This window comes from Streptomyces justiciae, assembly GCF_015163075.1.
Taxonomy (GTDB): Bacteria; Actinomycetota; Actinomycetes; order Streptomycetales; family Streptomycetaceae; genus Streptomyces; species Streptomyces justiciae.
This window is the reverse complement of sequence record NZ_JADDXU010000021.1, coordinates 118882-131985: the sequence shown is the minus strand read 5'-3', so window position 1 is coordinate 131985 and position 13104 is coordinate 118882. Positions and strand designations below refer to the sequence as shown.

11 protein-coding genes are annotated in these 13104 nt (G+C 71.8%); 7 read left to right on the top strand and 4 right to left on the bottom strand.

The window, feature by feature from the left end; genetic code table 11:
- Positions 1-107: 107 nt before the first annotated feature.
- Positions 108-1232, bottom strand: a complete 1125-nt coding sequence (locus tag IQ210_RS40055) for a lipid II:glycine glycyltransferase FemX (protein WP_194084196.1) — start codon at positions 1230-1232, stop codon at positions 108-110.
- A gap of 40 nt (positions 1233-1272) precedes the next feature.
- Positions 1273-4107: an FAD-binding and (Fe-S)-binding domain-containing protein gene (locus IQ210_RS40050; RefSeq protein WP_194084195.1), complete on the bottom strand. Its 2835-nt coding sequence runs from the start codon at positions 4105-4107 to the stop codon at positions 1273-1275.
- Between the two features lie 212 nt (positions 4108-4319).
- On the opposite strand from IQ210_RS40050, the gene IQ210_RS40045 reads away from it, so the two are divergent.
- The 7 genes from IQ210_RS40045 to serC all read left to right on the top strand — a co-directional run bounded on the left by IQ210_RS40045 (position 4320) and on the right by serC (position 11216).
- Positions 4320-6131: a sensor histidine kinase gene (locus IQ210_RS40045; protein ID WP_194084194.1), complete on the top strand. Its 1812-nt coding sequence runs from the start codon at positions 4320-4322 to the stop codon at positions 6129-6131.
- Positions 6128-6535: a roadblock/LC7 domain-containing protein gene (locus IQ210_RS40040; protein ID WP_079306837.1), complete on the top strand. Its 408-nt coding sequence runs from the start codon at positions 6128-6130 to the stop codon at positions 6533-6535. The genes IQ210_RS40045 and IQ210_RS40040 overlap by 4 nt, the downstream gene beginning before the upstream one ends.
- Positions 6532-6879: a DUF742 domain-containing protein gene (locus IQ210_RS40035; protein WP_194084193.1), complete on the top strand. Its 348-nt coding sequence runs from the start codon at positions 6532-6534 to the stop codon at positions 6877-6879. The genes IQ210_RS40040 and IQ210_RS40035 overlap by 4 nt, the downstream gene beginning before the upstream one ends.
- A complete protein-coding gene (locus IQ210_RS40030) occupies positions 6860-7552 on the top strand; it encodes a GTP-binding protein (protein WP_228049334.1) in 693 nt (230 codons plus the stop codon). The genes IQ210_RS40035 and IQ210_RS40030 overlap by 20 nt, the downstream gene beginning before the upstream one ends.
- Entirely contained in the window at positions 7549-8754 is a 1206-nt protein-coding gene (locus tag IQ210_RS40025) for a cytochrome P450 (protein ID WP_194084192.1), read from the top strand. The genes IQ210_RS40030 and IQ210_RS40025 overlap by 4 nt, the downstream gene beginning before the upstream one ends.
- Positions 8755-8786: 32 nt before the next feature.
- Positions 8787-10010 carry a cytochrome P450 family protein gene (locus tag IQ210_RS40020; protein WP_194084191.1) on the top strand — a complete coding sequence of 408 codons (1224 nt, stop codon included), beginning with the start codon at positions 8787-8789 and terminating at the stop codon, positions 10008-10010.
- An 87-nt stretch (positions 10011-10097) separates the two neighbouring features.
- A complete protein-coding gene (gene serC, locus IQ210_RS40015; RefSeq protein ID WP_194084190.1) occupies positions 10098-11216 on the top strand; it encodes a phosphoserine transaminase in 1119 nt (372 codons plus the stop codon).
- Between the two features lie 73 nt (positions 11217-11289).
- Here the strand turns inward: serC and IQ210_RS48360 are convergent, their stop codons facing one another.
- Both IQ210_RS48360 and IQ210_RS40005 read right to left on the bottom strand, forming a co-directional pair.
- On the bottom strand, positions 11290-12669 hold the full coding sequence (locus tag IQ210_RS48360; protein ID WP_194084189.1) for a caspase family protein: 1380 nt from the start codon (positions 12667-12669) through the stop codon (positions 11290-11292).
- Positions 12666-13046 carry an effector-associated constant component EACC1 gene (locus tag IQ210_RS40005; RefSeq protein ID WP_194084188.1) on the bottom strand — a complete coding sequence of 127 codons (381 nt, stop codon included), beginning with the start codon at positions 13044-13046 and terminating at the stop codon, positions 12666-12668. The genes IQ210_RS48360 and IQ210_RS40005 overlap by 4 nt, the downstream gene beginning before the upstream one ends.
- Positions 13047-13104: the final 58 nt, after the last annotated feature.

Below are 13104 nucleotides of genomic sequence, written 5' to 3'. Positions count from 1 at the left end.
CACGCGGGTGTTCATCGAGACGTCCATCGCGATGTACTGTTCAGTCCAGAGTAATGGACTACGTCAGGTGCGCAAACCCCTTTTGCCACTGACCCGCCTGAGTCCCTCTAGCGCCGCGCCATGTACAGGTCCAGCGCCTTGTGCAGCAGCCGGTTGATCGGGAAGTCCCACTCCCCCAGGTACTCGATGGCCTGGCCGCCCGTGCCGACCTTGAAGCGGAGGAGGCCGAGGAGGTGGTTGGAGTCCTCCAGGGTGTCGGTGATGCCGCGCAGGTCGTAGACGGCGGCCCCCAGCTCGTGGGCGTCGGCCATCATCCGCCACTGCATCGCGTTGTTGGGCTGGACCTCGCGCTTGTGGGCGGTGGAGGCGCCGTACGAGTACCAGACGTGCTCGCCGACCGTGAGCATCGTGGCCGCGGCGAGGACGTCGCCGTCGTGGCGGGCGAGGTAGAGGCGCATGCGGTCGGGGTGTTCGGCGTTGAGTACGGTCCACATGCGCTGGAAGTAGGCGAGCGGGCGCGGGATGAAGCGGTCGCGTTCGGCGGTCTCGGTGTAGAGGGCGTAGAACGCCGGGAGATCCTCGGGGCCGCCCCGGACGACCTCGACGCCCGCCTTCTCGGCCTTCTTGATGTTGCGCCGCCACTGCTGGTTGAGGCCGCGGTGGATCTCGTCCAACGACCGCCCGGCGAACGGCACTTGGAACACGTACCGGGGCTGCCCGGCGGCGAAGCCGTCCTCGCCGCCCGGTTCCGTCTGCTGCCAGCCCGCCCGCCACAGCCGGTCGGCCACGTCGGAGGCACGGGATTCGTACGACGTCGCCTCGGCGTCCCGCAGCCGCCGGGCGGCCGGGTCGGCGATCGCGGCCTTCACGGCGTCGGCGCTCCAGCGGCGCACGACGACGGGCGGCCCCATCTTCACCGAGAACGCACCCTGCTGCTTGAGGTGGGCGAGCATCGGCTCCAGCCAGCGCTCCACGAGCTCGGCGTCGTACCAGTCGATGACCGGCCCCTCGGGCAGATAAGCGAGGTACTTCTTCAGCTTGGGCACCGGCCGGTACAACACCAGCCCCACCCCCACCAGCCGCCCCTCCCCGTCGAACCACCCCAGACTCTCCGCCCGCCAGTCCGGCTTCACCTCACCCCAGGCGGGGATCTGCGTGTGACTGGCGGAGGGACGGGCGGCGATGAAGGCGAGGTGGTCGGTGCGGGGGATGGGGCGGACGAGGAGGGGCATGCGCGGGGGCTCCAAGAACTGGACGTCTGTGCCGACCAGCCTATGAGGCCGTCGAGTCGTCCAGCGCCTCCGCCAACACCTCCGCCAGATGCCTCCCGCGCACCCCCGCCAGCTGTTCCAACTGCGTCCGGCAGGAGTAACCGTCCGCCAGGATCACCGCGTCGTCGGGCGCGTCGCGCACCGCCGGTAGGAGCTGGTCCTCCGCGCAGGACCGGGACACCTCGAAGTGCCCGGCCTCGAAGCCGAAGTTGCCCGCGAGGCCGCAGCAGCCGCCGGTAAACTCGCCGTCCAGGCCTGCCGCTTCGCGCAGGCGGCGGTCGGCCGTGTCGCCCAGGACCGCGTGCTGGTGGCAGTGGGTCTGGCCCGCCGCCGGGCGGTTCACGCGTGGCGGGGTCCAGTCGGGGGCCAGGCGTTCCAGGGCCTCGGCGAAGGTGACGACTCGGGACGACAGCGCGGCCGCGCGCGGGTCGTCGTGGAGGAGTTCCGGGAGGTCCGTGCGGAGGGCCGCCGCGCAGCTCGGTTCCAGGACGACGACCGGGAGGTCCGTCTCCAGCGCCGGTGTCATCAGGTCGAGGGTGCGGCGCATGACCGTACGGGCGCGGTCGAGTTGGCCCGTCGAGACGTACGTCAGCCCGCAGCAGACCCGGCCGCGGCGGGCCTTGAACGGGGCGAAAGTGGACGACGGGCGCAGGGTGGGCGGGAGGACCAAGGAGAGGCCCGCCGCTTCCAGGACCCGCACCGCCGCCTGGCCCACCTGCGGTGACAGGTGCTCGGTGAAGGTGTCCGGCCACAGCACCACCGAGGCGTTCACCGTCTTACGCTTCCGCCTCCCCCACCACCGCGTGAACGTCTCCGCCGCCACCCGCGGAAGCCGCCTCTCGCGCGCGATCCCGCCCAGCCGCTTCGCAGCCCACGCCAACGGCCTTACGGTGGCCAGCGCGTTGACCACGCCCGCCGTGCGCGTGCGTGCCACCGCCCGCAGCCACACCGGCAGCCAGCCCATCGCGTAGTGGGCGGCCGGCCTGCGTCGCCCCGCGTAGTGGTGGTGCAGGAACTCCGCCTTGTACGTCGCCATGTCCACCTCGACCGGGCAGTCCGAGCGGCAGCCCTTGCAGGACAGGCACAGGTCCAGCGCCTCCCGCACCTCCTCCGAGCGCCAGCCGTCGGTCACCACCTCGCCCGCGAGCATCTCGTGCAGCAGCCGGGCACGCCCGCGCGTGGAGTGCGCCTCCTCGCCGGTCGCCCGGAACGACGGGCACATGACGGCCGACCCGGCCACCGACGTCGTACGGCACTTCGCGACGCCCACGCAGCGGCGGACCGCGGCCGAGAAGTCGCCGGCGTCGGCGGGGTAGCCGAAGGCCACGTCGACCGGTTCGCGCGGGAGGGCCGAGAAGCGGAGGTTGGTGTCCAGCGGGGCCGGGCGGACCAGCATGCCGGGGTTGAGGAGGTCGTCCGGGTCCCAGACGGCCTTGGTGCGCTCGAAGAGGGACACCAGCTCCGCGCCGTACATCCGTGGCAGCAGCTCGGCCCGCGCCTGTCCGTCGCCGTGCTCCCCGGACAGCGAGCCGCCGTGTGCCACGACCAGGTCGGCGAGGTCCTCCGAGAACCGGCGGAAGCGGGCGACGCCCTTGTCGGTGAGCAGGTCGAAGTCGATGCGGACGTGGATGCAGCCGTCGCCGAAATGGCCGTACGGCGTCCCGCGCAGCCCGTGCTCGGTGAGGAGGTGCCTGAAGTCCCGTAGGTACGCGCCCAGTCGGGGCGGCGGCACCGCGCAGTCCTCCCAGCCGGGCCAGGCCTCGGCGCCGTCCGGCATCCGGGTCGCCGTGCCGGACGCGTCCTCCCTGATGCGCCACAGCGCCCGCTGCCCGGCCGGGTCGGTCACCACCAGGGCGTCCACGACGTCCGCCGCCCGCACGATCGTCTCCGCACGCGCGTGTGCCTCGGCCTCGGTGGCGCCGCCCGTCTCCACGAACAGCCAGGCCCCGCCGCGCGGGAGCGCGGCCGCCGAGGGCACCAGATCGGCCGCCATGCCCTCCACGGTCAGGGGGTGGTGGGGCAGCAGCCCTGCGGCGGCCTCGGCGGCTGCGCCCTCGTCCGCGTACCCCAGCACGGCCAGCGCACGCGCGCGGGGCGCCGCCACAAGGCGTACGACCGCTTCAGTGAGGACCCCGAGGGTGCCCTCGCTGCCGCAGAAGGCGCGGGCGACGTCGGCGCCCTGCTCCGGCAGCAGCGCGTCCAGCGCGTACCCGGAGATGCGGCGGGGCAGCTCCGGGAAGCCCGTGCGCAGCCGGGCGAGGTCGCCGGCCACCAGGTCGCGCAGGCCATCGGGGGCACCGGCCCAGTCCTGCCCGAGCCGCAGCCGCCGACCGCGCGCGGTGATCACGTCGAGTTCGCGGACGCTGTCGGCGGTGGTGCCCCAGGCCACCGAGTGGGAGCCGCAGGAGTTGTTGCCGATCATTCCGCCGAGCGTGCAGCGGCTGTGGGTGGAGGGGTCCGGGCCGAAACGCAGGCCGTGCGGGGCGGCGGCGTCCTGAAGGCGGTCCAGGACCAGGCCGGGCTGGACGACGGCCGTACGGGACTCCGGGTCGAGGGAGACCAGGCGGTTCATGTGGCGGGTGAAGTCCAGCACCACGCCGGTGCCGGTGGCCTGACCGGCGATCGACGTCCCGCCGCCGCGCGGCACCACGGGCACGCCGCGCTCCCGGCACACCGCGAGGACCGCCGCCACGTCGTCGGCGTCTCTCGGCGCCACCACCCCCAGCGGGACCCGCCGGTAGTTGGACGCGTCCATGGTCATCAGCGCCCGGGACGTGACGTCGAACCCGACCTCACCCCGGACGGCCGCCCGCAGCGCCGACTCGAGATCCGTCATGGCTCAAGCATGCATCCGACCACTGACAGTGACGAAGCGGCCCATCGCTTCACGGTCCGCACAGGTTCCCTGGAGTCGCCGCCCGAATCTGTGAACGCCTCCAGAACCTTCCCAGTTTGATCACCAACTCTCATATAGTGACCGCTTATTGAGCGACAGGTGTTGCTTCTCGCCCAGGAATGCACAGCGGACCCCTACCGAGGACCCGACTCATGACCGCCCCCAGCCTGCCCGGCGAACGACCCACCGCCCGCACCCTCCTCCCCGCCCCACTGCTCACCGCCGTCCTCGCCGCGCTCGCGGTCGCCGGCGCCGTGGCCCGGGCACCGGAGTCGGCGCGCGTCCCGCTCGCCCTCGGTGCCGGTGCGGGTGCCCTGCTGCTGACCGCCGCCGTCGCCGTGGCCGTCCACGCCACGCAGAACGCCCGGATCACCCGCCGCCGCCTCGAAGCCGTCACCCTCGACGCCGGGCGGCTGTTGCAGGACCGGGCCCGGCAGAGCGCGGAGTTCGACCAGGAGCGCGTGCAGCTGACCGAGGAGCTGACCCACGAACGGGCCCGGCACGCCGCCGAGCTCACCCAGGAACGCGCCCGCCTCACCGCCGAGTTGGAGGAGGAGCGGGCCCGCCTCACCGCCGCGAACGCCCGCCTCAGCGAGCGCGCCCGTCGCGCTGAGCACGAGCGGTCCACCGCCCTGTCGGCCACCGCCAACGCTGCGGGCCGCATGCAGGCCCTGGCCACCGGCATGCTCGCCGACCTGCGCGCCATGGAGGAACGGCACGACGACGAGGACGTCCTCGCCGACCTCCTCCACCTCGACCACCGCACCGCCCAGGCGGGCCGCCTCGCCGACTCCGTCGCCGTCCTCACCGGCGCCCGCTCCGGCCGCCGTTGGGCCCGCCCCATCGCCATGGAGTCGATCCTGCGCGGCGCGATGGGCCGCATCAGCGGCTACCGGCGGGTGCGGGTGCACTCCGCCTGCGAGGCCGCCGTCGCCGGGCACGCCGCCGAAGGCGTGATGCACGCGCTCGCCGAACTCCTCGACAACGCCGCGAACTTCTCGCCGCCGACCGCCGAGGTCCACGTGTACGTCGAGGAGGTCCCGGCTGGCGTCATCGTCTCCGTCGAGGACAGCGGCCTCGTCATGGGCGAGGTCCAACTCCGGCGCGCCGAACGGGCGGTGTCGGGCGACGACGCCGAACTCGGCGGCCTCACCGGCACCCGCCTCGGCCTCGCGGTCGTCGGCCGCCTGTCCCGCAAGTACGGCCTCACGGTCTCCTTCCGCCCCTCGGCCCGCGGCGGCACCGGCGTCCTCATCCTCGTACCCCAGGACATCCTGGTACCGGAGCAGTTGGCCGACCGCCCGCAGGGGGCGCAGACGCTTCCGGAGGTGGTAGGCGCGGGGGCAGTCGAGGGTACGAGTGCGGGTACGGCGGTACGGGCCGCCGATACGGTCGTACGAGCCCCCAGCGCGCCGGCCGCAACGGACCCGAGCACGAAGCCGGACCCGGCCCCCGACCCGGTTCCCACCCACGAGTCCCCCGACCATAGCGCCGCCACCCTTCCCGACGACCTGCCCACGGGCCGGTCCGAAAGCCGGTCGGAAGGCAGGCCGGAAGGCCGCTCCGAAGGGCTTCCCGACGGCCTTCCCAAGCGCCGCCGGGGCCGCGCCCTCGCCGAGGCCGAGCGGGAGCAGCGGGAACGGGTACGCGCGCGTGCCGCGGAAACGGCCAGGACCGCGCGGACCTCCGGAGTCAGCGGGTCCACCAGCGTCTCCAGTGCGACTGAATCCACCGGACACGCCAAGCCCACCGAATCCGCCGGCCACCTCAGGTCCACCGGCTCCGCCGACGACACCCCCACCCGAGCCATCCGCTTCAGCAGCTTCCGTCAAGCCGTCCGCGGCACCCTCACCGACCAGAGCGACCCCGCCACTCCGGCCGTAGAGACAACCACCGAAGTGACCCCCGAAGCATCCACCCCGTCCCACACCCATCCCACCCCGGAAGGCGACCCCACGTCATGACCGGCACGACCACCGCCGACGAGAAGCTCACCTGGCTCATCGAGGGCCTGTTGGAGCGCACCCCGGGCGCGCGGCACGCGCTCGTCCTCTCTCGGGACGGGCTGAAGTTGTGCCGGACGCCGGAGCTCACCGTCGACCAGGCCGACCAGCTCGCCGCGATCGCCGCCGGCATCCAGGCCCTGTCGCAGGGCGCGTCCGTGGAGTTCGGGGACGGCACCGGCGGCGTCCGGTCGGCGATGACCGAGTTCTACGGCGGTGTCCTCTTCATCGTGGAGGCCGGTGAGGGCGCTCATCTGGCCGTCGTCACCACCGAGGACGCGGACGCCGGTCTCGTCGGGCACAACATGAGCGAGCTCGTCGAGCAGCTCGGCGCCCATCTGACCGCGCAGCCCCGGACGTCATGAGCCGCCCCGGCAGGGACGACTCACCCGACCGTCTGTACACCCTCACCGGTGGCCGCGCGCATGCCACTCCGGACAGCCCCTTCGACCTGGTGACGCTCGTGGTCGCCGAGTGCGATCCGACCACCGGCATGCAGTCGGAGCACGCGGCGATCCTGCGGCTGACCCAACAGCCGACGGCGGTCGTCGAGTTGGCGGCCGAGCTGAAGCTGCCGGTGAGCATCACCAAGATCCTTCTCGGCGACCTGCTCGCGGCGGGCCGCGTCAGCGCCCGCCACCCCCGCAGGGCCGCCGTCCCCGATCCCGACGTCCTGGAACAGGTGCTCGTTGGACTCCGCAACCTCTGAGGCAGCCGCCGAGCAGGCCTCCCAGCCGGCCTCCGCCGCCCGCACCCCCCTGGGTGCCACCGCCGACAACGGCCTCAAGATCGTCGTCGTCGGCGGTTTCGGCGTCGGCAAGACCACCCTCGTCCGCTCGGTCAGCGAGATACGTCCCCTCAACACCGAGGAGACGATGACCCGGGCCGGCGAGCACATCGACGACATCAGCGAGGTCCGGGGCAAGAAGGCGACCACCGTCGCCTTCGACTTCGGCCGCATCACGCTCGACGCCCGCAATGTGCTGTACCTGTTCGGCGCCCCGGGGCAGGAGCGGTTCTGGTTCCTGTGGGACCGGCTGTTCTCCGGGACGCTCGGCGCGGTCGTCCTCGTCGACACCCGCCGTATCGACGACAGTTGGTACGCGATCGACCGGCTCGAACACCACGGCACGCCGTTCATCGTGGCCTGCAACGACTTCGGCGGCCCGACCTACGCCCCGAGCCAGATCCGTGACGCCCTCGACCTCGATCCGCAGGTTCCGCTGCTCGACTGCGACGCCCGTTCCCGGGCCTCCGGCAAGCAGGTCCTGATCACCCTGGTCGAGCACGTCAAGAAGACGTACGCCAACCAAGCCCCCGTACGCGACCAGGACACCTACGCCCCCCACGCCCCCGTATCCGAACAGGAGTTGACGCGGTGACCGCCCCCGTACCCCTCAGCGGCCCCAGGTTCCAGACCGAACCGGCGCGGCTGTACCGGGAGATGCGGCGCGACCACGGTGCCGTCACCCCGGTCGTGCTCGATGGCGACATCCCGGCGTGGCTGGTGCTGGGCTACCGCGAGCTGCACCAAGTGACGGGCGATCCCGTGCTGTTCAGCCGGGACTCCGAGCTGTGGAACCAGTGGGACCGCATCCCCGACGACTGGCCGCTGCTGCCGATGATCGGCCGCAAGCAGCCGTCGATCCTCTACACGGTCGGCGAACGGCACCGCGAGCGGGCGGCGATGATCAGCGAGGCGCTGGAGGCGGTGAACCCCTCCGAACTGCGCGCCTACGCCGAGAGGTTCGCCGACGAGCTGATCGACGCGGTGTGCGCCGAGGGCGAGACGGACATCGTCGGCAACTACGCGATGCTGCTGCCGGTACGGGTCCTGGCCCGGCTGTACGGCTTCCCCGACGAGCAGGGTCCAGGCCTGGTCACGGCCCTCAACGACATGATCGACGGGCGGGAGCGGGCCATCGAGGGCCAGACGCACCTTGCCACCTCGATGTTCCAGCTCCTGGCCGACCGGCGCGCCGAGCCCGCCGACGACGTGGTCTCGCGGATGCTCGCCAACCGCAGCGGCTTCACGGACGAGGAGATCGCCCAGGACCTGATGGTGATGATGGCGGCGGGCCACCAGCCGACCGCCGACTGGATCGGCAACTCGCTGCGGCTGATGCTGACCGACGGACGGTTCGCGGCCTCCCTGTTCGGCGGCCGCAACAGCGTCGCCGACGCCATGAACGAGGTCCTGTGGGAGGACACGCCGACCCAGAACGTGGCCGGGCGCTGGGCGTCCCGCGACACCCAGCTCGGCGGGCGCCGGGTCCGCGCCGGCGACCTGCTGCTGCTCGGCCTCCAGGGCGCCAACTCCGACCCTCAGGTCCGCACCGACGGCTCCACGCTCACCGGCGGCAACAGCGCGCACTTCTCCTTCGGGCACGGCGAGCACCGGTGCCCGTTCCCCGCGCAGGAGGTCGCCGAGGTCATCGCGCGGACCGGCATCGAGGTCGTCCTGGACCGTCTGCCCGACATCGACCTCGCGGTCCCCGCCGACTCCCTGACGCGCCGCCCCTCGCCGTGGCTGCGCGGGCTGACCGCACTGCCGGTCCGCTTCACGCCGGTGCCCGCGCTCTGACACCTACGCCCTCTTGGAGACCGGAGACCCCTATGACCACTGACCTGGAACAGACGCGCATAGCCCTCGACCCGTTCGTCACCGACCTGGACGGCGAGAGCGCGCGGCTGCGCGCGGCCGGTCCGCTGGCCGCCGTGGAGCTGCCCGGCGGGGTGCCCGTCTGGGCGGTCACGCACCACGCCGAGGCGAAGGCGCTGCTGACCGATCCGCGGCTGGTGAAGGACATCAACGTCTGGGGCGCCTGGCAGCGCGGTGAGATCCCCGCGGACTGGCCGCTGATCGGCCTGGCCAACCCGGGCCGCTCGATGCTCACCGTCGACGGCGCCGACCACCGCCGGATGCGCACGCTCGTCGCGCAGGCGCTCACGCCGCGCCGGGTGGAGGAGATGCGGGAGCGGATCACGGCGCTGACCGAGAAGCTGCTCGACGACCTGGAGGGGGACACGGTCGACCTCAAGGCGGCCTTCGCCTACCCCCTGCCCATGTACGTCATCGCCGACCTGATGGGCCTTGCCGAGGAGAAGCTGCCCCGCCTGAAGGAGCTGTTCGAGAAGTTCTTCTCGACGCAGACGCCGCCGGAGGAGGTCATCGCCACGCTGATGGAGCTGGCGGGCATCATGGCGGAGACGGTGGCCGCCAAGCGCGCCGAACCCGGTGACGACCTCACCTCGGCCCTCATCCAGGCCTCCGAGAACGGCGACCACCTCACCGACGAGGAGATCGTCTCCACGCTCCAGCTGATGGTCGCGGCGGGCCACGAGACGACGATCTCCCTCATCGTCAACGCGGTGGTCCAGCTGTCACTCCACCCGGTGCAGCGCGCCCTGGTCCTCGCGGGTGAGGTCGACTGGTCCTCGGTGGTCGAGGAAACGCTTCGCCACTCCACTCCCACGTCCCACGTCCTGATCCGCTTCGCGACGGAGGACGTCCAGGTCGGCGACAAGGTCCTCCCGGCGGGCGACGCGCTGATCGTGTCGTACGCCGCGATCGGCCGCGACGAGCAGGCCCACGGCCCCACGGCGGGCGAGTTCGACATCACCCGCACCTCCCCCAACCGCCACATCAGCTTCGGCCACGGCCCGCACGTCTGCCCCGGCGCCGCCCTCTCCCGCCTGGAGGCGGGCGTCGCCCTCCCGGCCCTCTACGAGCGCTTCCCCGACCTCGACCTGGCGGTCCCGGCGACGGAACTGCGCAACAAGCCGGTGGTGACCCAGAACGACCTGTTCGAGCTGCCGGTGCGGCTGACGGCACCGTAGATCCCCACAAGTCCACGGGCCGGAGGAGTCGTCTCATCGAACGGACGGGTTTCCATCCCGTTTCGCCGAGGAGATACCCTCCGGCTCGTGGCTGAGATCCAGATTCCCGCTGACATCAAGCCCGCCGACGGACGTTTCGGCGCGGGCCCCTCCAAGGTGCGTGTCGAGGCGCTGGACGCCCTCGCCGCGACCGGTACCTCCCTGCTCGGCACCTCCCACCGCCAGGCTCCGGTCAAGAACCTGGTCGGCAAGGTGCGCGAGGGGATCTCCGAGCTGTTCTCCCTGCCCGAGGGTTACGAGGTGATCCTCGGCAACGGCGGCTCCACCGCGTTCTGGGACGTCGCGACCCACGGTCTGATCGAGAACAAGTCGCAGCACCTGAACTTCGGCGAGTTCAGCTCGAAGTTCGCCAAGGCGGCCAAGCTCGCTCCCTGGCTGGCCGAGCCGACCGTCATCGCCTCCGACCCGGGCACGCACCCGGAGCCGCAGGCCGAGGCGGGCGTGGACGTCTACGCCTTCACCCACAACGAGACCTCGACGGGTGTCGCGGCCCCCATCAAGCGCGTGGCCGGTGCCGACGAGGGCTCCCTGGTCCTGGTCGACGCCACCTCCGGCGCCGGCGGCCTCTCGGTCGACATCACCGAGACCGACGTCTACTACTTCGCCCCGCAGAAGTCCTTCGCCTCCGACGGCGGCCTGTGGATCGGCGTCTTCTCCCCCGCCGCGATCGAGCGCGCCGAGCGGATCCACGCGTCCGGCCGCCACATCCCGGAGTTCTTCAGCCTCCCCACGGCGATCGACAACTCCCGCAAGAACCAGACGTACAACACCCCGGCGCTGGCCACGCTCTTCCTGCTGAACCAGCAGCTGGAGTGGATCAACGGCCAGGGTGGCCTCGCGTGGTCGACGGCCCGTACGAAGGACTCCTCGACGCGCCTGTACAGCTGGGCGGAGGAGTCGAAGCACGCGACCCCGTTCGTCACCGACGCCGCCAAGCGCTCGCAGGTCATCGGCACGATCGACTTCTCCGACGACATCGACGCCGCCGCGATCGCCAAGGTCCTGCGCGCCAACGGCATCGTCGACACCGAGCCCTACCGCAAGCTCGGCCGCAACCAGCTCCGCGTCGCGATGTTCCCGGCGATCGACCCGGCGGACGTCGAGGCCCTGACGAAGTGCATCGACTACGTGATCGAGAAGCTGTAGTCACACGTCACCACAGTCGCTACGACGACGAGGGCGCCCGGCACACCCCGGGCGCCCTCGCTCGTACCGCCGGTCAGCCCCGCTGAATGTCGCTGACGTCGCGCAGCAGCCCTTGGCCACCGTCCCGGGTCCGCACTACCAGGCCGTCGTCGCGCTGCCCAGCACACAGGTACCAGGTCCCCGGCATCAGGCGCGCCACCGGCTCCCGCGCCTCGTCGTCGCTGCAGAGCTCACGCATACGGGGCACCGCGAACCAGAACGGCGTGAAATCCGAGTCGATCGCGACGCCCCCGTCCTCCCCCGCACGCTCGATGTCCCGGGTGTCGAGGAGCAGCCCTCTGCGCCCCTCCTGCGTCTGCGCCACCAGGGCGTCGCCACGTCGGCCGACGGCCAGGTACCAGGCGCCCGGCATCAGTTTGGCCACGGCCGAGGTCCGCGAACCGTCTTCGGCGAAGATCGGGCGCGGCTCCGGTACAGCGAACCAAAAAGGCTTGAAAGCCGTGTCGTCCGGCGTCTCCAGGGCCTTGGTCAGCTTGGCGAGGACCGCCCCGGCCAGTTGCGACCGCTGGTCACGGAGTTCCTGCTCCGCCATCTTGCGCGCCTCTACGCCGGGCCTCAACAGTGCCGCGAGCCTCGCGGCCTCGCGCTGCCGGGCCGCATGGGCCGACGCGTCGATCGGGGCTGCGGCAACGGCCCGCGGGGTGGCGGACACGGCCCGGTTGCGGGCGATCGCGATCAACCCCCCGGCGTTGCGGTTGCGCTGCTGCGGCAGTGGCCGGGACCTACTCGCCAGCCGCTGATGGAGATGCCGGTACAGGGTGTCCATGTCGAGCGGATCCGGCCGGTCCGCGACACCGCCGGTGAGCGTCGCAATCAGCTCTCCGGTGAACGCGGTGTACACCTCCCCCGGCGGGGACAGGGCGGGACGGGTCTCCGCGGACGCCGTAAGCACACAGGTGCCGTCCACGACGGCCTGGTCCGCGATATGGGCGCTGGCGCTCATCCTGCCGAGCAGAGCCCGACCGCTGTAGCAGCAGTCGAGGATCACCACGGTCCGCTGTGCGCCCGCCTGCGGGTCGAGGACGGTCCTGCGCAGGTACTCGTAGCGCAGGGCCGTGTACTCGCGATCCGGGTCCGAGTCCGGCAGGGCCAGATACAGCTCGTCGGTGTGCGGGTCGGTCAGACCGTGCCCCGCGTAATACACGACCAGGGTGTCCCGGGCCAGCCGTGCCTTGTCCCGCACCGTGTCCAGCACTGTCCCCGCGTCGTCGGGCTGGGCGAGCACGGTGCAGGCTTCCGGGGGGAGCCCCCACACCTCTGGATCGGTGAGCGCGGTGTGCAGTCCCTCGAGGTTCGCGGCGACCGCCGACAGGTCTTCCAGCCTCGTGTAGCGATGCGCGCCCACCAACACGGCCTGGGAACGCGTCGGGTCCGACAGCACGGCCTGGGTCACGGCTGATCAGCGTCCCCGTCCGGCCTCACCGGCGCGGCACCGGGGCCGCCGTTCCACTCGCGCAGAATCCGCTCGACCGTTTCGGGCGAGCTGTCCCGCAGGGTGATGACCGAGCCGTCGCGTTCCAGTGTGATCTGTGGCGGCCTCGGACGTGAGGCGCGCCATGCGGCGATGGAGACGATGAGGGATGCCAGATCGATGCCGTTGGAGAGTACGACGTCGACCGCGTCCAGGGCTCCACCCATGTGCCCTGGCCCACCGGTCGCGGGCCTGGTGGAGACAACGGCCCGGCCGCGCAGTTCAGGTTCCGCCATCAGCCACCGTCGCAGCGAAGGCATGTCCGTCGGATCGTCGCCGGAAGTGATGACTATCTGCACCTGTCCGCGTTCCTCCCCTGAGCGGCCCCGGAGATGTTCATCGTAGAGCCAGAGATCC

Bases quoted from the DNA above. Each gene is read 5' to 3' on its own strand.
- IQ210_RS40020 (WP_194084191.1), top strand. From the start codon at position 8,787: ATGACCACTGACCTGGAACAGACGCGCATAGCCCTCGACCCGTTCGTC.
- IQ210_RS40050 (WP_194084195.1), bottom strand. From the start codon at position 4,107: ATGACGGATCTCGAGTCGGCGCTGCGGGCGGCCGTCCGGGGTGAGGTC.
- IQ210_RS40035 (WP_194084193.1), top strand. From the start codon at position 6,532: ATGAGCCGCCCCGGCAGGGACGACTCACCCGACCGTCTGTACACCCTC.
- IQ210_RS40055 (WP_194084196.1), bottom strand. From the start codon at position 1,232: ATGCCCCTCCTCGTCCGCCCCATCCCCCGCACCGACCACCTCGCCTTC.
- IQ210_RS40040 (WP_079306837.1), top strand. From the start codon at position 6,128: ATGACCGGCACGACCACCGCCGACGAGAAGCTCACCTGGCTCATCGAG.
- IQ210_RS40045 (WP_194084194.1), top strand. From the start codon at position 4,320: ATGACCGCCCCCAGCCTGCCCGGCGAACGACCCACCGCCCGCACCCTC.